At 67.3% G+C, this 17,427-nt stretch carries 13 protein-coding genes and 1 pseudogene; 2 read left to right on the forward strand and 12 right to left on the reverse strand.

Going from position 1 to position 17,427, the window contains the following annotated elements; genetic code table 11:
- Positions 1 to 38: 38 nt before the first annotated feature.
- Positions 39 to 1,343, reverse strand: coding sequence for a deoxyguanosinetriphosphate triphosphohydrolase (locus ACTODO_RS08870; protein WP_003793061.1), 1,305 nt, complete (start codon positions 1,341 to 1,343; stop codon positions 39 to 41).
- A gap of 200 nt (positions 1,344 to 1,543) precedes the next feature.
- On the opposite strand from ACTODO_RS08870, the gene ACTODO_RS08875 reads away from it, so the two are divergent.
- Positions 1,544 to 1,912 (forward strand): hypothetical protein, encoded by a 369-nt coding sequence (locus ACTODO_RS08875; protein WP_244262548.1) that lies wholly within the window; start codon positions 1,544 to 1,546, stop codon positions 1,910 to 1,912.
- Between the two features lie 18 nt (positions 1,913 to 1,930).
- Here the strand turns inward: ACTODO_RS08875 and ACTODO_RS08880 are convergent, their stop codons facing one another.
- From ACTODO_RS08880 to ACTODO_RS08920, 9 genes are read right to left on the reverse strand one after another with little or no spacing between them, the layout of a single operon-like run.
- Positions 1,931 to 2,590, reverse strand: coding sequence for a response regulator transcription factor (locus ACTODO_RS08880; protein ID WP_003793067.1), 660 nt, complete (start codon positions 2,588 to 2,590; stop codon positions 1,931 to 1,933).
- Positions 2,587 to 4,029, reverse strand: a complete 1,443-nt coding sequence (locus ACTODO_RS08885; protein ID WP_003793069.1) for a sensor histidine kinase — start codon at positions 4,027 to 4,029, stop codon at positions 2,587 to 2,589. The genes ACTODO_RS08880 and ACTODO_RS08885 overlap by 4 nt, the downstream gene beginning before the upstream one ends.
- Positions 4,030 to 4,082: 53 nt before the next feature.
- On the reverse strand, positions 4,083 to 5,402 hold the full coding sequence (locus tag ACTODO_RS08890) for a UDP-glucose dehydrogenase family protein (protein WP_003793071.1): 1,320 nt from the start codon (positions 5,400 to 5,402) through the stop codon (positions 4,083 to 4,085).
- A gap of 32 nt (positions 5,403 to 5,434) precedes the next feature.
- Entirely contained in the window at positions 5,435 to 6,415 is a 981-nt protein-coding gene (locus ACTODO_RS08895; RefSeq protein WP_003793073.1) for a phosphotransferase family protein, read from the reverse strand.
- On the reverse strand, positions 6,406 to 7,536 hold the full coding sequence (locus ACTODO_RS08900) for a phosphotransferase (RefSeq protein WP_003793075.1): 1,131 nt from the start codon (positions 7,534 to 7,536) through the stop codon (positions 6,406 to 6,408). Before ACTODO_RS08900 ends, ACTODO_RS08895 begins: the two co-directional genes overlap by 10 nt.
- Positions 7,533 to 9,347 carry an ABC transporter ATP-binding protein gene (locus ACTODO_RS08905; RefSeq protein WP_003793077.1) on the reverse strand — a complete coding sequence of 605 codons (1,815 nt, stop codon included), beginning with the start codon at positions 9,345 to 9,347 and terminating at the stop codon, positions 7,533 to 7,535. The genes ACTODO_RS08900 and ACTODO_RS08905 overlap by 4 nt, the downstream gene beginning before the upstream one ends.
- 1 nt (position 9,348) lies before the next feature.
- Entirely contained in the window at positions 9,349 to 10,464 is a 1,116-nt protein-coding gene (locus ACTODO_RS08910) for a glycosyltransferase family 4 protein (protein ID WP_003793078.1), read from the reverse strand.
- Positions 10,464 to 11,672, reverse strand: a complete 1,209-nt coding sequence (locus ACTODO_RS08915; protein WP_003793080.1) for a glycosyltransferase — start codon at positions 11,670 to 11,672, stop codon at positions 10,464 to 10,466. Before ACTODO_RS08915 ends, ACTODO_RS08910 begins: the two co-directional genes overlap by 1 nt.
- Entirely contained in the window at positions 11,669 to 12,838 is a 1,170-nt protein-coding gene (locus ACTODO_RS08920) for a glycosyltransferase family protein (protein ID WP_244262549.1), read from the reverse strand. Before ACTODO_RS08920 ends, ACTODO_RS08915 begins: the two co-directional genes overlap by 4 nt.
- Before the next feature lie 305 nt (positions 12,839 to 13,143).
- Between ACTODO_RS08920 and ACTODO_RS08925 the strand changes: the two genes are divergently transcribed.
- Positions 13,144 to 15,159, forward strand: a complete 2,016-nt coding sequence (locus tag ACTODO_RS08925) for a glucose PTS transporter subunit IIA (RefSeq protein ID WP_003793084.1) — start codon at positions 13,144 to 13,146, stop codon at positions 15,157 to 15,159.
- Between the two features lie 146 nt (positions 15,160 to 15,305).
- Here ACTODO_RS08925 and ACTODO_RS10650 read toward each other — a convergent pair whose 3' ends face one another.
- Both ACTODO_RS10650 and ACTODO_RS10995 read right to left on the reverse strand, forming a co-directional pair.
- On the reverse strand, positions 15,306 to 16,436 hold the full coding sequence (locus tag ACTODO_RS10650; RefSeq protein WP_244262550.1) for a S8 family peptidase: 1,131 nt from the start codon (positions 16,434 to 16,436) through the stop codon (positions 15,306 to 15,308).
- 73 nt (positions 16,437 to 16,509) lie between these two features.
- Positions 16,510 to 17,268, reverse strand: a pseudogene (locus ACTODO_RS10995) (hypothetical protein); the annotation flags it as partial.
- Positions 17,269 to 17,427 lie beyond the last annotated feature (159 nt).

The following is a 17,427-nucleotide window of genomic DNA, read 5'->3' on the forward strand; positions in this document are numbered from 1 at the left end:
GTCTACCGATGCCTGCCCACGTCTGCGTCCGATCATGCTCACAGCTGCGAAGACAGCATGCCGCACCAGCGGGCGTGCCACGCGGAGGCCGACACGTCGGTGAGCGAGGCGACCTGGTCGATGACAGCGCGCAGGCGCACGCCGTCGTCGGAGGCGGCCCGCCACTGCGCGGCGAACACGGGTTCGAGGGTGTCGGCCCCGGCCTCGTAGAGGGCGTCGACGAGATCGGCCAGGAGCGTGCGCTGCTGGTAGTAGACCGGCTCGGTCTCACGCGGGCTCATGACGTAGTGGACGGCCATGCCCTTGAGGATCTGAATCTCGGCGCGAACCTCAGGCGGCACGACGAGGTCCGCGCGGTAGCGGCCCAGCGGCTCGTGCCCGAAGGTCTCGCGCGTGGCGGCCACGGTCGCCGAGCAGAAGCGGCCGATCAGCTCGCTCGTCGCGTCCTTCAGGTGCGCGAGGGAGGCGTAGGACCCGTCGAAGGAGCGCAGCCAGACGGGCATGGAGACGATGCGTTCAAGGGCCTCCTCCAGGTCCGAGCGCGCGACCGAGGGCCCGTACCAGTCCAGGGTCGAGGCCACGACGGCCGAGCAGTGCGCGTCATCGAAGAGGTCCGCGGGGTCCAGCTTGCGGGTCGCGACCGCGTCCTCCACGTCGTGCACCGAGTAGGCGATGTCGTCCGACAGGTCCATGATCTGGGCCTCCAGGCATCGCCTGCCCGCAGGCGCCCCCTGGCGCATCCACGCGAACACGGGCGCGTCGTCGGGGTACACGGAGTACTTGCGCGTCGACTTGGCCAGGTCCGGGCCACCGGCCTTGACCCACGGGTACTTGCAGATCGCGTCCAGGGTGGCGCGCGTGAGGTTCAGACCCGCGGGCACGCCGCCCGCGCCGATGACCTTGGGTTCCAGGCGCGTGACGACGCGCAGGGTCTGGGCGTTGCCCTCGAACCCGCCGATCGAGGCGGCCGCCGCATCCAGGGCACGCTCGCCGTTATGCCCAAAAGGCGGATGCCCGAGGTCATGGGACAGACACGCGGCGTCCACGACGTCCGGGTCGGCCCCCAGCTCCTTGCCGAGCTCGCGGCCCACCTGGGCGACCTCGAGGGAGTGCGTGAGGCGGGTGCGCACGAAATCGTCCGAGATCGGGCCCAGCACCTGCGTCTTTTCGCCGAGGCGGCGCAGCGCCGAGGAGTGGAGGATGCGCGCGCGGTCGCGCTCAAACTCGGTGCGCTCGGAGGACTTGTGGTCCTCGGGCACCCAGCGCTCGGAATCGGCAGACGCGTACGGGCGGCGCGCGTCGCCGCCATCAACACCGGGGATTGCCAAGGAAAACTCGTTCACGGGGCCATGTTACGCGGACCGCACCCACCCCGAGAGCGCGCCACGGCCTCGTCGGCCAACACACGAGGATGCTCACACCAACTCCCCTCCCCCGTGCGCTCCGCCAAGCGCGCCGCGTCCTTTCATGAGATTCTCCTCATGAAGACACAATGGGACTCTCACGGTCCGCATCCATCCTGGTAGCGATGAAAGGAGTACACATGTCAGAACGCATGCGTGTGATCTGGGCTATCGGCCTCATCGCTGCCGTCGGTTGCGGCGCTTTCTTCGGCCTGCGTGCCCTCGCGGCCGGAGGCCAGCAGACCACGATGGAGTCCGGCCTCTCCGTCCCCGCCCAGTCCGACGGTGCGGGCCCCCAATCCGCCCCGGTCGTTGCGGCCACCGAGGAGCCGACGCCGACCCCGGAGCCCGCCCCCGAGCCCACCAGCGAGGACCCGGCGCCCGCACCCACGCCCGCGCCAGTCGCGACAAACCCCTACTACGTCGCCCCCACGTCACCACAGCGCGCCGTCCCCGATGACGACGATGACGATGACGACGACGATCACGACGACGACACCGACGACTGAGCGCGTGGGGTACCGGTATCAGAGGAGCCGGTACCCCATGCCGCGCACCGTTTCGAAGTAGTCTTTACCGATTTTTTGGCGAAGGTAGGACAGGTACACGTCCACCACATTGGACGCGCCATCGAAGTCGATGCCCCACACGGCCGAGAGCAGCTGCTCGCGGCTGAGCACCTGTCCCGGATTGCGCATGAAGGTTTCGAGCAGCGTGAACTCGCGGGCGGACAGATCCACCCATTCCGCGCCCACGCGGGCGCGCCTCGTCTTCAGGTCGAGCACGAGCGATCCCCGGGTCAGCGTCATCGCGCTGGACGTGGACGTCTCTTCGCGCAGGCGCAGGCGCACGCGTGCCAGCAGCTCTTCGAAGGAGAAGGGCTTGGGCACGTAGTCGTCGGCCCCGCCCTCGAGCCCGGCCACACGGTCGGCAACAGAACTGCGCGCCGTCAGCATGATGACGGGCATGCCCACGCCCTGGCCTCGAATCTGCTCGAGGACCTCGAAGCCGTCGATGTCGGGCAGGCCCACGTCCAGGAGCATGAGGGCGCCCCGGCCCTGCAGGGCGGCTTCGACGGCCTCGGATCCCGTGGAGTAGATCTCCGGGACGAAGCCGGCGGCGCGCAGTCCTTTGGCGACGAAGGCAGCGATCCGGGCCTCGTCCTCAACGATGAGAATGGTCGTCATGATATCTCTCCTGACGCGCCGCAGGGGCGCAGAGGGATCACCAGGGTGAAGGTCGAGCCCACCCCCGGTGTCGATTCAATGTCGAGGTGCCCGCCGTGGGCGCGGGCGATAGATTCCACGATGTTCAGGCCCAGGCCGGACCCAGCAACGCTCTCGGTGCCCGCGGTGCCGCGCACGAAGCGCTGACGCACGCACTCAATGTCGTCCGGGGCAATGCCGATGCCGCGGTCGCGCACCCACAGGCGCGCCCACTGCGAGTCCGCGCCCGATCCGATTGCGATGAGCGTGCCGTCGGCCGAGTATTGGACGGCGTTTTGCGCGAGTTGGAGCCACGCCTGGGTGATGCGTGTCGGGTCGAGGCAGCAGGTGACCTGCGCGGCCTCGTCGAGGGTCCACTGGCGATCTCCCAGGGCGCGGGCCTTGTCCAGGACCGCCTCGGTGAGGGCGGCAAGGTCCGTGGATGCGGGGTTCACGGTGTCCGAGGCCCGGGCAAGCTCGAGCAGGTCGCCGACGAGGGTGCCCATCCGGTCGATCTCGTCGATAACGAGCGCGCGGGTCTCGACCACATCGTCGTGGTCGTCAGGATCGAGGAGTTCCATGTGGCCGCGCACGACCGTGATCGGGGTGCGCAGCTCGTGGCTGACATCGTCGAGGAGCTCGCGCCTGGTGACAACCGCAGTCTCGACCCGGTCCAGCATCCTGTTCACCGCTCCTGCCAGGCCCGAGAGGTCGTCGTTGCCGCGCACGGGAACGCGGGTCGTCAGGTCGGACTCGCCGATCGAGTCGGTGGCGCGGCGCAGCTCGCCGATGGGGCGCAGCAGGCGCGTCACCGAGAACCAGGCGAAAGGTACGACGAGGACGAGGGTGCCGAGCGCGGCAACCAGGTAGAGAACCATCGCAGAGTGTGTCGATTCCCCGTAGCCGCGCATGTCGATTGCGTGGACGAGGGCCGCGTTGCTGGACGGACCCGCGATCGGTACGACGATGAGCCGGTAGGTCGTCGTCGTGGTCGTGTGCGTGGTGATGATGGTGTCCGTGCCCGTCGTCAGGGGCGCAACGTAGGCCACCAGCTCCGCGTCGTCCTCGATGTGTAGACGCGGCTCTTGGGAGGGCAGCCAGTACAGGGTCCCGTCGACGAAGCCGACCTCACCGGTGTACGTGCCCGCGTAGGTTCGCGCCAGGTGCAGTCGCACGATCTCCGAGGGGTCGGTGAGAGCCACGCCCGTCTCGGGGTTGGTCCCGCCTTCGACGAGGTCTTGGAGTGCGATCTTGGATTGATGCAGCCGATCCACGGCGCGGGCGTCGAGGGCACGCTGCTGGAGGATGAAGACAAGCACACCGGAGACGGTGAGCGCAGCACCCGCCACCAGGATCACCGCGGCGATGATCCTGGTGCGGATGCTAACGGACACACCCGCGCGCGTGTTCTGCTTGCTCATGACCTCATTGTCCGGGTTATCTCCCAGGTCTGCACCCGGGCGCGACCCGCGTATCACCGTCCAATTCCCACGTGGGTCCAACCGGCGGCGTTCCACGCCTCGCGGTCCAGCGCGTTGCGCCCGTCCACGATGGTGCGCGAGCGCACGAGCGGGCCGATGGCGGCCGGATCCATGTTGACGAACTGGCTCCATTCAGTGGCCAGGACGACCAGGTCCGCGTCGGTCAGCGCCGCGTGCATGTCCTCCACCATCGTCAGGTGGGGCTTATGGGCGGCCGCGTTGGTCAGGGCGATCGGGTCGGTGACGCGCACGTTGGCGCCGCGCTCGTGCAGGCGCGAGGCGACGTCCAGGGCGGGCGAGTCGCGCACATCGTCCGTGTCGGGCTTGAAGGAAGCACCGAGGACGGTGATGTTCTTGCCCGTCACAGACCCACCCAGCGCGGCCTCGGCGGCGGCGACCGCACGGGTGCGACCACGGGTGTTGATCGCGTCGACTTCCTTCAGGAAGGCCACCGATTCACCCTTGTTGAGTTCCTCGGCGCGCGCCACGAAGGCACGGATGTCCTTGGGAAGGCAGCCGCCGCCAAAGCCGATGCCGGCGCCGAGGGCGCGACGTCCGATGCGCTCGTCGTGCCCGAGGGCCTGGGCGAGCATCGTAACGTCGGCGCCGGTGACGTCGCAGATCTCGGCCATCGCGTTGATGAAGCTGATCTTGGTGGCCAGGAAGGAGTTCGCGGCGACCTTCACCAGCTCGGCCGTGGAGAAGCTGTCGACGATGACGGGGCAGCCCGCCTCGATGATGGGTCGGTAGGCCTCGTCGAGGGCGTTGCGTCCACGGAATGCACTGTCAGCATTAGCGGACAGGCCGTAGACGAGGCGCGTGGGGCGCAGCGTGTCCTCGACCGCGTAGCCTTCGCGCAGGAACTCGGGATTCCAGGCCAGGGCGGCAGCCGTGCCCGCGAGCTTCTCTTCGACGATGTGCGCGGTGCCCACGGGGACTGTGGACTTTCCGACGACGACGGTGCGCTCGGCGGGGTCGAGCAGCTCGGTGAGCATGGAGACTGCTCCCATCAGGTGGCTGAGGTCGGCGGATCCGCCCTCGTCAGACTGCGGGGTTCCCACGGTGATGAAGTGGATGCCGGCGCCGGACAAGTCTTGCGCCGTGGGCTCGGCGGTGAAGCGCAGGTGACCCGAGGCGGTTTCGGCGGCGATCATCTCTTCGAGGCCGGGCTCGTGGAAGGGCGCCTTGCCGGCTGACAGAGCCCGCACCTTCGCCTGATCGACGTCGATGCCGACGACCTCGTGGCCGAGGGAGGCCATGCACACTGCGTGGACGGCACCGAGGTAACCGCAACCAATAACTGTCATTTTCATGGAAGTGCTCTTTTCTGTGTCGGTGTCTGTGGTCAGTGAGTGCTCGAGTGAGCGGAGAGTGCGTGGTCCATCCATTCCCCCAGCCAGGAGCTCGCCCCGGGGCGGAAGGAATGGACGAAGATGAGGCGCAGTCGGGAGGCCTGCAGGTAGGCCTCCAGGCGCGCCCGCGTGGTGGGCATGCGGGACGCGACGTCATCGATGTGCCCGATGACGACGTCAAGGCTGTGGGCGCTGAGGGGCCCGCGCAGGTGGTGCAGTTCCGCGTGGGCGCGCAGGTTCATGAGGTCGAGGGCGGGCTCGGCCATGCGGGCGCCGTCCAGGTCGATGACGCCAAGGCTGGTGCCGTCCCACAGGAGCTGTCCGTCGTGCAGGTCGGCATGGGAGACGACGTGGGTGGTGTCGATGTCCTCAATGAGGCGGGCGGACACGTCCAGGACCGCCTCGGTGATACGTGGGTCTTCGCCGATGGTGTCGGAGATGCGCGCCTGCTCGGCCCATCGGGCGAGGATGCGCGCCTCGTGGGCGCCGGTGTGGGGTTCGAGGGCGGCGTCTCGAGTCGGCTGCCAGGCCCGAGCGAGAGCCTTCCACCCGTCCAGCCCCTCGTCCCCGAGGTCACCGAGGGAGCGGCCGGGCAGACGCGTGTAGGTCAGAGCGGTCGACGACCAATCCGTCACGTCGGCGACGGCCAGTCCCCATGAGCGGTAGATGCGACCGGCGACTGCCGTGTTGCAGGCGATGCGCTCCCCGCCCTTGCGCACGTGCTTGGTGACGAAGCGATCCGCAACAACGACGGCGCGTCGGGCGTGGCGGTGGACGACGAGCTCCCCTTCCCCCACGGGAATGGTCCCGAGGACCGGGTCGCAGGCGTACAGGGACATGGCGACGCCGGCATCGGTGGCGAGTCCCGCGCGCAGGCGTCCGCGTCGGTCGACGAGCTCGACGGCGATGCCAGCGCGTGCTGGCCACGCACGCTTGATCCCCTCGATCGATCGGACGTCGGTGATTAGAGACATGCGCTTTCCTCCTCGATGAGCGTGAGGGTGTGGTCGATGTGCTGAGCCCAGTCGGGGCGGGCCTCGCGCAGGGGGTCGGCGAGTTTGAGAGCGCGGGCGTGGATGCGTGCGGCGCTCAGTTCGGTGCCCGTGGGCAGGCGTCCTCCCGCCCGCTCGTATCCGCGCGCGAAGGCCTCGGCACACTCGGGATCGGCGCTGACCATGTACGAGGCCACGTCGAGCGAGGCGGCCCCCATGCGTGCGCGGTCAAAGTCGGTGAGCAGCACGGTCCCATCCGCGGACACGAGCACCTGGTCGGGCGTGGCGTCCGCGTGGATGGGCACGAGGGGCGCTTCCTCCGGCTCGGGGGCCGTGTCCGCGAGCGCCTCAATCCGAGCTCCGAGGACGGCGTTGAGCTCGGAGATGATGCGGGCGTGCACAGCGAGGGTGTGACGGGTCGAGGACGTGGGAGCTCCCATGCTCTGGGCGAGGTGCGCGGAGGGAACGGCGGCGTGGAGACGGGCGAAGAGCTCTCCCGCTTCCTCGTGCCAGGCGTGTACCTGCCCGGCTGTGCCGGCGCTCTGGGACAGGTCGAATCCCCCGGCGTCGGCCAAGACACTCACGTTCGGATCGCTGCCCTCATCCAGGCGCTCGGGCACGGGAACGACCGCGCTCAGAAAGGCGTCAAGGCCGCGCACGTGTGCGTCCTCGGTGGCCTGGATGCGCACGACCATACCGCCACTGCGCGCGACAAGGCGGCGCAGGGGGTTGTGGCGTAACACCTGCCACGTGCGTGGTTCGACGATGCCCGAGGCCTGGGCGCGCCCGATGTGGACCATCAGGTCCGGGTCGGAGACTATGTCGCCCCACTGGAGCCACGGGCCGTCTTCGAGTATGCGCGAGGAGGTGGGTAGGTTTCGGCGCTGGGCCTTGGCGGCGCTCTTCTCGCCCTTCGCGACCGCATCCGGCCACAGCAGGCGAGCCCAACCAACCGGAAGACCGTCAGCGTCGGCGAGCGAGGCACTGATGGATACCCCGGGCTTGATGCGCACGCGGGTGGCGACCCGGGAAGCGTCCACGGCCTCGGACAGGCGCAAGGAGTCGAGGAAGAGGGACAGTGCATCCGACAGGTTCGCGCTCATCGCACGTCACCCCCTCGGGTGCTCGCGGAGGCGCTCGTCGCACTGGCCGCCCACTCGCGGAAGGCCTCGGACTCCTCGAGGAGCTGGGCGGGCGTACCGTCCAGGAGGACGCGCCCGTCTTCGATCCACACGACGCGGCTCGAGCGCAGGGCGACGGGCGGGTCGTGGGTGATGGCCAGGGCGGTGCGCCCTGCCACGAGGCCGTCGATGGCATCCAGGACGAGTCCAGTGGACTCGGGGTCGAGGCCGGTCGTAGCCTCGTCGAGGATGATGATCGGGGTGTCGCGCAGGAGGGCGCGGGCGATCGCGATGCGCTGGCGCTGGCCTCCCGACAGCGTGCCTCCGCGCTCGCCCACCTCAGCGTCGTATCCGCCGGGCATCTCCATGATGAAGTCGTGGGCGTTGGCGGCCTTTGCGGCGGCGACGATCTCCTCGTCGGTGGCGCCCTCGCGGCCCAGGCGGATGTTCTCGCGGATGGTCGTCGCGAAGAGCACGGCGTCCTGGTGGAGCAGGGTGACGTTCGAGCGCACGGCCGCCAGGGTGAGGTCGGTCAGCGGGTATCCGCCCATGAGGACGCGACCGCTCACGGGGTCTTGGGCGCGCACCGCGAGCGACACGAGCGTGGACTTTCCGGATCCGGAGGGGCCGATGATCGCGACCCGCTCGCCCTCGCGCACCGACAGGGACAGGGAGTGCAGGATCTCGACGCCGTCGTATTCGGTGACGACGCGGTCGAACTCGAGGTTGCCGCCGATGACTGCGGGGTGCAGGGCGCCGGGCGCGCTCACGATGTCCTGGCGGACCTCCATGAGGTCGGCGACGCGCTCGCCCGAGGCGCCGGCGCGCGAGATTCGGCCCGTGTACTTGGCCATGTCGCGCAGAGGCTTCATGGCGGTGCGCAGGTAGGAGGTGAACAGGACGAGGTCGCCCACGCTCATCGCGCCGCTGAGCACGCGCAGGCCGCCGCCCACGAGCACGATCGCGGTGGCGATGCCGACGAGCAGGTCCGTGGAGCGCTCCAGGCGGGCGGCCAGGCGCAGGGACTTCACGCCCTGACGGACGGCCTTGCCGTTTGCCCCGCCGAAGCGCCCGGCTATGTAGTCCTCCAATCCGTAGGCCTGGACGACGGGGATCGAGGCCAGGGACTCCTGGGCGGTGTTCGCCAGCTGGCCCTCCCCCTTGCGGGTGCGCCGCGCGGCGGCGGTGATGCGCTGGGAGGAGCCTCGCGACACGAACAGGAAGAGCGCGACGGCCACAACGACCACGACCGCGAGCAGCGGGTCGAGGACCACCATGACGATGACCATGACGAGCAGCGTCGCGGTATTGGCCAGGAGCGGCAGTCCGGCCGTGATGGCCACTTCCTGCAACCGGTTCACGTCACCGACGATGCGCTGGACCGTGTCGGCGCTGCGGTTGCGCGCGTGAAACTGCTGGGACAGGCCCTGCACGTGGCGGAACACGCGGGCTCGCAACGACTGGGCGACACGCGAGCCCACCAGCGCGAAGCACACCGTGGCCATGTAGTTCGAGGCCGCACGCAGGCCGACGATAACGACCAGCAGCCCGGCGCAGGCGACGATCATGGGGGCCGCAGACCACGGGCCTTCTCCGCGGTGCAGCGCCACCTCAACGACCGAGTCGATGACGATCTTCATCGGCCAGGGCTCCATGACGCGGAACACGACATCCAGGAGCAGAGCCACAATGCCCCCGGCGATCAGTCCGCGATGGGGACGCACGTCGGGACCCACGAGGCGCAGGGTCCGCGACAGCGCCCCCAGGTTGTATTTCTTGCTGATCGGCGCCATCTCAGGCCTCCACCAGCTCAAGCACGCGCCCCACAACGCCCGCCCACGAGTGGCGTTCCTCGGCGGCGAGACGAGCCTGCGCACCCAGCTCGGTGCGACGTTCCGGGTCCTGAGCGAGGGCGTCAATCGCACGAGCGAGCGCAGCCGTATCGGACGGCGGCACGAGGACGCCGCAGCCCAGTAGGGCCACGGGGATCTGTCCGAGCGCGCTGGCGACGACGGGCAGGCCGGCCGCCATGTACTCATAAACCTTCAGGGGCGAGAAATAGTGGTCGGCCTCGTCTGCGGGCGCCGGGTAGGGTGCGACCGCGATGGCGGAACCCTCCAGGTGGGAGGGAACCTCGTGCGGAGCGACGGTACCGCGGAAATCCACGTCCACGCCGGCTGCGCGCGCCGCCTCCTCGAGAGCCTCGCGCTGGGGACCGTCACCAATGATGCGCAGGTCCCACGGGGACGAGGCCAGGGCGCGCGCCCCGATGAGGTGCTCCACCCCGTGCCAGGGCTTGAGCGTGCCCACGAAGGTGACGACCACGCGGCCGGCCTCCTCCGTCACGGGAGTGATCCGTTTCGTGTCGACGCCGTTGGGGACGGTGTGGGCACGCTCCGTGCCCGTCATCTCCTCCACCCAGGCGCGCACCGGGTCCGACACGCAGATGATCGCACGCGCCGCACCCGCCTGCTCCACGAGCGCGGAGCGCGCTCCGGCCTCGTCATCCAGGCGACGATGACGACGCTGCTCCTCGATGAGGGGCGCGTTCACCTCGAGGATCCCGCGCACACCACTGCCCTTCGCGAGGGACGCGAGCGCCGTGGAGAACAGCGAGTAGCGCTCCCACACGAGGTCCGGGGCGCTCTTCGCAACGCGCTGTGCGATCGCGCGCGAGGCCTGGGCCTGGGCGCGCTCGCGGTCGCCCGCGCCGTCCGCATCGAGCGGGTACTCGACGGTAGGCACGTCGGCCAGGTCGGCGGGGACACGGTCCCCCATGCGCACAGCGTGGATCTCGACGTCGTGGCCGCGGCGCACGAGCTCGCGCACGACGTCCTGGATGTGGACGGAGGCTCCCTTGGTTCCGAAAACCGGGATGCCGGGGTCCGCGCAGATGTAGGCGATACGCATCAGAGGGTCTCCTCATCACTTTCAAGGCGGGCAAGGGCAGATGCCTGGCGGCGCGAGTCGTAGTGCTCCTCGATGAGCGCGCGCGCCCCACGCGCCAGCTCCACGACGGGGGTGGCACCGGAGGCGATGTCCGCGAGCGCCTGCGCGATCGATTCCGGGGAGCCCGGGGGAACGAGGACACCCGAGCGGCCGTTGATGATGACCTCGGGAATCGCGGTGACGACGGTGGCCACGACGGGTGTGCCCACGGCCATGGATTCGAGGATGACGGTGGGCAGGCCGTCGATGTTGCCGTCCGAGCCGGGGATGCAGGGGGCGACGAACACGTCGGCACCCTCAAGAGCTTCACGCACCTCGCTTTGGGTGCGCGCCCCGCACAGGCGGCACGAGGCGGTGAGGCCTCGCTCCTCGATGCGCCTGGCGAGGTCGTCCTTGAGGTCTCCCTCGCCGATGATCGAGGCATCGACCGCCACGCCTTGATCTCGCAGGATCGCGAGCGCGTCGATGAGGTCCGCGAAGCCCTTCTTTTCGACGAGGCGCCCCACCGCGACGACGCGCAGCGTGCCCGTGGCGGGCTCGGGGTCGCGGTAGGAAAAGCGGGCCAGTTCGAGGGCGTTGCGCTGCAGGACGAGGCGCGCGCCCGTGCCCTCTAGCAAGCGCTCGAGGTAGTCCATGTTGTACTGCGAGATCGCAATGACCTGGGCGGCGTCCGCGCAGATGCGGCGCAGCAGGTCAACGTCGACGGACTCGTGGTAGATGTCCTTGGCGTGTGTGGTGACCGTGAAGGGGATGCCGCTCAGGGACGAGGCGATCCAGGCGGTCCGCCCGGCCAGGGAAGCGAAGTGGGCGTGCAGGTGGGTGATGCCGTCCTCGCGTGCAGCGAGGGCGAGCGCGATGCCCTGGGCGACGACGTCGGCAGGCAACGAAGCGATGGCCGGCATGAGAGCGGCGAAGCGGGTGCGCATCTCCTCGTCGGCGAGGCCGGAGGTGAGGATGTTCCACATCTCGGAGGCCTTGCGGGGGCGCGGCACCCAGCTTACGGGTGCCTCGACGTACGCAATCTCGGGGTGGAAGCGTGTGTCGGTGGTCGGACGCAGCGCGTAGATACGCTGGTCCTGGCCCATGTCTTGGCGGGCGAGCATCTCGGTGACCACGAAGGTCTCGGAGAAGCGGGGGTACACCTTGAGGACGTAGCCGATGCGGGTCATTGGAGGTCTCCATCGTTGGCGGGGGCGATCAGAGTCATAGCGGCGTGCGCGGCGGCGGCGAGGCCCCCGCGGGCGATGCGGGACCGGTCGGTCCGCGTGGTGACGGCACCGTTCAGCCAGCGGGACAACGCCTCGGGCGTGGCGTCGGCCTGGCTGAGGGTGTCGATGAGGTGGGCGCCCGCGAGCGCCCGGGCGCGGATGGTCTGTTCGAGGCGCGGAACCTCACGCGGGACGATGAGGGCGGGGGTGTCGGCGGCGAGGATTTCGCAGACCGTGTTGTATCCCCCCATGGAGATGACGGCGGCGGCCTCGCGGATGCGGTGGGCCAGGCCCGGGCATGTGCGCACGACGGTGGTCGTGGGGCCGGCCAGGGAGCGGGCGCGTTCCATGCTCGCGTCGTCGAGCTGGGGTCCGGCGACGACGAGGTGGTCGTGTCCCTCGGGCATGCGGGCGCCAGCCGCGGCCTCGACGATGCGCCCGCCATCGGAGCCTCCTCCGACCGTCGTCAGCACGAAGGGGCGCTTGATCGGGCCGGGGTGGGGATCCACGTCGGTGCGGCCGTCGGCCAGATAGCCGGTGAAGATCGCACGGGACGCGAGGGCGGCGGGTACCTCCCCCGTCGAGGTCGCGTCGTGGATGGAGGGATCGCCGAAGATCCACACCTGGTCGATCAGGCCGTCCAGGATCGAGGCACCTCCCAGGTCGGCCCATTCCCGCGCGGCCACGGTGGGTTCGTCGAGGATGTCACGCAGCCCCAGGACGACGCGTGCCTGGGGGCGGGAGCGCTTGAGGGCGCGCAGCGGGGCCTCAAGTTCGCGGCCCACGCCCAGCGGGTGGCGGTCAACGACGACGAGGTCGGGGGAAAAGGCCACGAGAGCGGACTCGAGGAGGGCCGAGCGCAGAGCGAGGGTATCGGAGAGCGAACCGGACAGGCGGCGGGGAACGTACGCACCATTCTTTTTCGCGATGCCGGGCAGGGCCAGCCAGTCGAAGCCCTCGGGCAGGGTGAACAGCGGGTTGTGGGCCAGGCCGGAGACGATGAGTCCGCGCACCGCTTCCCCGGCGATGCGCGCGGCAATGTGATGCGCGAGAGCAAGGTTGCGCTTCACGTGCCCCAAGCCCTGGGAATCGTGGCTGTAGAGGAGCACTGACAGTGGCGGTGTCAAGGTCTCGTCCTTTCCGTGTCGGTGATCGTTAGTGACCAGAATGCCCAACTACGAAAAGACCAGGATGAGAGCATCATGAGAACACTCTCATGATGGTTGACCAGCGACGATGGGCACGGAAGGACGCCGAGCAACACCGCCTGATGACCCGATAGGGAGCCCGGGCCTCGTTACTGAAAAAGCCCCGATAATCACCGAGAAATTACTGTGAGATACCCCTTCGGGTCTTTCAGCATTTGTTCAAACATGCTAATTGTCAAGAGTCGCATTCAGCGTCGAATCCCCATCCACGGAAGGAGTCCCGAGTGTCCAACACGGCACAGGAAATCCTCGATGCGGTCGGTGGTCCCGGCAACATCACCCATTTCACCCACTGCGCGACGCGTCTGCGCTTCGAACTCAACGACGCATCGGTCGTCGACAAGGACCGAGTCGAGGCCATTGACGGCGTTCTCGGTGCCGTCCCGCAGTCCGGCGATCGCTACCAGATCGTTATCGGCGGTGCCGTGCAGTCGGTCTTCAACGAGATCAACAACCTGCCGTCGATGAAGCCGGGAGCCGCAGCCTCGAACAACGACGTCAAGGCCGCCGCCCGCGCGAAGGCGCGCGGCAAGAACGCCATCGTTGACGCTTTCTTCGAGTACCTGTCGGACTCATTCCGCCCGCTGCTGCCCGTCCTCCTCGGCGCCTCCCTGATCCTGGCGTTCCTCGCGGTTCTTGAAGCCTTTGGCGTCGTTGATACGCACGCAGATGTTATCCCCGCGTGGCTGGGCTACGTGAACTCCATGTGGAGGGCAGTCTTCTACTTCCTGCCCGCAATGGTCGCCTACAACGCCTCCAAGAAGCTGGACATCGATCCTTGGGTTGGCACGGCCGTCATCCTGTCGCTGCTCACCCCCAACTTCATCGGCCTGAGCAATGCGTCCTCCTTCACTGAGACGACCTGTACGACGACCGCGCTCGGCTCCGAGCAGTGCGTCACCCAGATCGGCTCCCTGCCCCTGCAGCTGTCTGACTACGGCGGCCAGGTCTTCGTGCCGCTGCTGATGGTGCCGATCCTCGCCCTGCTCTACAAGGGATTGAAGAGGATCATCCCCTCGAACATCCAGATGGTGTTCGTCCCCTTCATCTCCTTCATCATTATCATGCCTCTCACTGCCTTCCTGATCGGCCCCCTGTCGATCTGGATCGGTAACGGCCTGGGCGGCGGCCTGGCCTGGCTCAACGGCCACGCCCCCATCCTCTTCGCGATCATCATCCCAATCATCTACCCCTTCCTCGTGCCGCTGGGCCTGCACTGGCCTCTCAACGCCCTGCAGCTGGCCAACATCGCCGCGACGGGTTCGGACTTCATCCAGGGCCCCATGGGCGCGTGGAACTTCGCCTGCTTCGGTGCCACGGCCGGCGTGCTCTTCCTGTCGATCCGTGACCGCGACACCGACATGCGCCAGACCGCGTCGGGTGCTCTCGCCGCCGGCCTCTTCGGCGGCATCTCCGAGCCGTCCCTGTACGGCATCCACCTGCGCTTCAAGCGCATCTACCCGCTCATGCTCACCGGCTGTGTCGTCGGTGGCCTGGTCATCGGCATCGGTGGCGGCGCGATCACGCACACCTTCGTGTTCACGTCGCTGCTGACGATCCCGGTCTTCTCGCCCATGTCCGTCTACGGCCTTGGTATTGCCGCCGCATTCTTCACCGCGTTCCTCATGGTTGTCTTCTTCGACTACCGCACGAAGGAGCAGAAGGCTGAGGTTCGCGCGAAGAAGTCCCTCCTCGCGGACGACGCCCCCGCGGCTGCTCCTGCCGCCGCTCCGGTGGCCGAGGCCTCTCCCGCGTTCAGCGACGAGGCGAAGGCTGACCTGACGCTCACCTCCCCCATGGCGGGCACGACGGTCGCGCTGTCGGACGTTGCCGACGAGGCCTTTGCCGCTGGCGCGCTCGGCCCCGGCATCGCGGTCTCCCCGGCCGCTGGCGCCGTGGTTGTTGCTCCGTGTGACGGCAAGGTGTCGGTTGCGTTCCCGACGGGCCACGCCTACGGCATCAAGTCCGCGTCCGGTGTCCAGGTGCTCATCCACATCGGCATGGACACCGTGAAGCTGGAGGGTAAGGGCTTCACGCCGCGCGTCGCCAAGGGCGACGTCGTCAAGCGCGGCGACGTCCTGGCTGAGGTTGACTGGGATGTCATCCGCGAGGCCGGCTACGACACGATCACCCCGATGGTCGTGACGAACAAGAAGAAGTTCGGCGAGATCACCCCGGCCGCCCCCGGCCCAGTGGGTATCAGTGACACGGTCGTGACTGTGTCCCCCAAGGAGGCGTGAGCTTTCCGAGCATCGCTGTGGGTGCGGGCCAATCGGCCCGCACCCACATGCGTTTCTACCCCGCACCACCGACGCGCGCGGTAACCGCACGCAATGTGCGTGAGGGGCGCTGGAGTGTTCTCCGGCGCCCCTCACCATGTCACGCCCTACTTTCTATGGAACCTCGGGCTGGTACCCAAGTGGATGGGGTAGGTGTTGTCTTTGTTGGTGACCTGTGATTCGTCGAGGCCTCGGTAGGCGTAGGAATTGTCGTAGGCGATTTCGGTGGGATCGACGAGCCCGTCGGCGTACTGCTGGACCTCTGCGGGGGTGGGGCTGGTACCGCCCCCCTTGTCGGCCAGCGGATTCTCGTCGGGGTACTGGGTCGGATCGGTGTTCAGCATCCCACCGAGGTTTGCTGCGCCGTATCCGCCGTATTGATTCCAACCGTTTTCGTGACCGACAGCTGTGTTGACGAGTAGCTGTAGGAGCTGGTTTGCGGTGGCGTTGGGCCACTTTGCACGTGCCTGAGCGAGAGCTCCAGCAACAATGGGGGCGGAATAAGAGGTGCCCTGGGTAGTGCCGATTTTGCCGTCAGATATTAAGCGTTCAACAAATGGTCCACCAACCGCTGCAGTTGTCACTCCCTGGCCCCACGATGAGTAAGAAGCAAACTTTCCTTTGTCATCAATAGCAGAGACCCCGACAACGCCAGACCACCAGGATAGGGAGGTATCATTTTCGTCCTTTCCCGCATTACCCGCTGCAGCGGTAATAATGACTCCCTGACTCATGGCCCGGGCTATCGCCCACTTCAGATTGTTCTCATGTTCTCGACTCGATGCCGAGAAACTGATGATGGATGCGCCATCATTTATAGCGTGATTAATTAGCGAAGGGAGACCGATAAGAGGGATCTTTGCCGCAAGCTGACAATCGTGCTCAACTGTGCTTGAAGAGTCGTGGCTCTGGTAGGAAAGAAGTGTCGCGTCGGGAACGACTCCGTAGTCACGAGAAACTAGAAGGGAGGCTATACCCGTTCCGTGGTTTGTGTGTTCAGAACTTGAATTGACCGTACAGGGAGTCTTGTCAATAATGTTTGCTCCTGCCAACTCGGGGACGGAGGTATCAACTTTTCCATCAATGAGCGCGACGGTAACTCCCTTTCCCGTGTAGCCCTTTTCTCGCGCGGCGTCGAGGTGGTAGTACGAGAAATAGGCTTGGTCGGCGGCCGTGATCTGACGGTCGTCCGCTTGCGTAGGGGTAGCTCCCAATGCGCTGCCTGCCAAAGCAAGCACGCATCCAGATGCTACTGCAGCGCGCCGTGAGCCTTTCCTCAGAGCGCTGGTGAGCGCTGCGCGTCGTACCGTCCCATTGGTTGGGATCCCATCCGTCGTCGCGCCGGCGTGCCGGCGCAATGTCCTTGTCTGTACCGTACGTCTGAGAAAACGGATTGACGTATCCACGAGCAGCGCATCGTCATCCTTATCATCGACGCGAACGCCTCGTACTTGCAGCGACGCTGCTTCTTATCCTCCTTCGCGCCCCGGCACCAGCGCCAGAGGCACCCATGAAACCGCCCCGCTGACCGGCGGCAGCACCCTGCCCGCCGGCAGCCCCTGCCGATTGACCGGAACCAGGTGGCGTGTAGGTGCCCATGCCCGTTCCGCTGTACGTTCCCGCACGCAGAGCGGACGAACCAGCTACCGCACTGCCACGACCGAGCGCTCCGGCACCAGAGGTGCCAAACGAGCCTGCTCCGACGCCTCCCATTCGCCCCATAGCCCCCATGCTAACGGAACCCATGCGAGCAGCTCCCCGTAGGCCGAGAGCTCCAGCCCCCATCACACCGATGCCGCCAAGGCGACCTACTGTTTGGGATTCCGCAGCACGAGAAGCATTCAAGCCCCACAGCGGATGATCACGGTCGATCGGAGGGGCTGGAGTATGCCCGCCAATGACGCCGTTTGCGTGACGGTCTCCGTTGACGCGCGTGTGCAGCAGGTCCATGTCCATGAGATCCTGCGGGTCAGTGATCGGATTCGCGCGCGAACCTACTTCTCCCTCAGGGAAATAACGGCTCGGCACGCGCGGCGACTGCATGACGCGCCTGGGCATGCCGTTCCGGTCAAAAGCAACGTCTGGCATCGCTTCGCTTTCTTTTGAGAAGAAAAACCCCGCACTCCCTTCGGCGAGGTAACCACATGGTCACATGTCTATCGACGGGGGCTGAATTCATGCAATGAATCATCTTCTTTCGGACATCACAGACTGACAATAATGTTGCTG

Origin of the sequence: Schaalia dentiphila ATCC 17982 (assembly GCF_000154225.1) — a bacterium.
In the GTDB taxonomy this organism is placed as follows: domain Bacteria; phylum Actinomycetota; class Actinomycetes; order Actinomycetales; family Actinomycetaceae; genus Pauljensenia; species Pauljensenia dentiphila.

Coding starts and splice junctions, on each gene's coding strand:
- ACTODO_RS08895 (WP_003793073.1), bottom strand. CDS start 6,415: ATGTCTCTAATCACCGACGTCCGATCGATCGAGGGGATCAAGCGTGCG.
- ACTODO_RS08880 (WP_003793067.1), bottom strand. CDS start 2,590: ATGACGACCATTCTCATCGTTGAGGACGAGGCCCGGATCGCTGCCTTC.
- ACTODO_RS08915 (WP_003793080.1), bottom strand. CDS start 11,672: ATGACCCGCATCGGCTACGTCCTCAAGGTGTACCCCCGCTTCTCCGAG.
- ACTODO_RS08900 (WP_003793075.1), bottom strand. CDS start 7,536: ATGAGCGCGAACCTGTCGGATGCACTGTCCCTCTTCCTCGACTCCTTG.
- ACTODO_RS08905 (WP_003793077.1), bottom strand. CDS start 9,347: ATGGCGCCGATCAGCAAGAAATACAACCTGGGGGCGCTGTCGCGGACC.
- ACTODO_RS08890 (WP_003793071.1), bottom strand. CDS start 5,402: ATGAAAATGACAGTTATTGGTTGCGGTTACCTCGGTGCCGTCCACGCA.
- ACTODO_RS08910 (WP_003793078.1), bottom strand. CDS start 10,464: ATGCGTATCGCCTACATCTGCGCGGACCCCGGCATCCCGGTTTTCGGA.
- ACTODO_RS08885 (WP_003793069.1), bottom strand. CDS start 4,029: ATGAGCAAGCAGAACACGCGCGCGGGTGTGTCCGTTAGCATCCGCACC.
- ACTODO_RS08875 (WP_244262548.1), top strand. CDS start 1,544: ATGTCAGAACGCATGCGTGTGATCTGGGCTATCGGCCTCATCGCTGCC.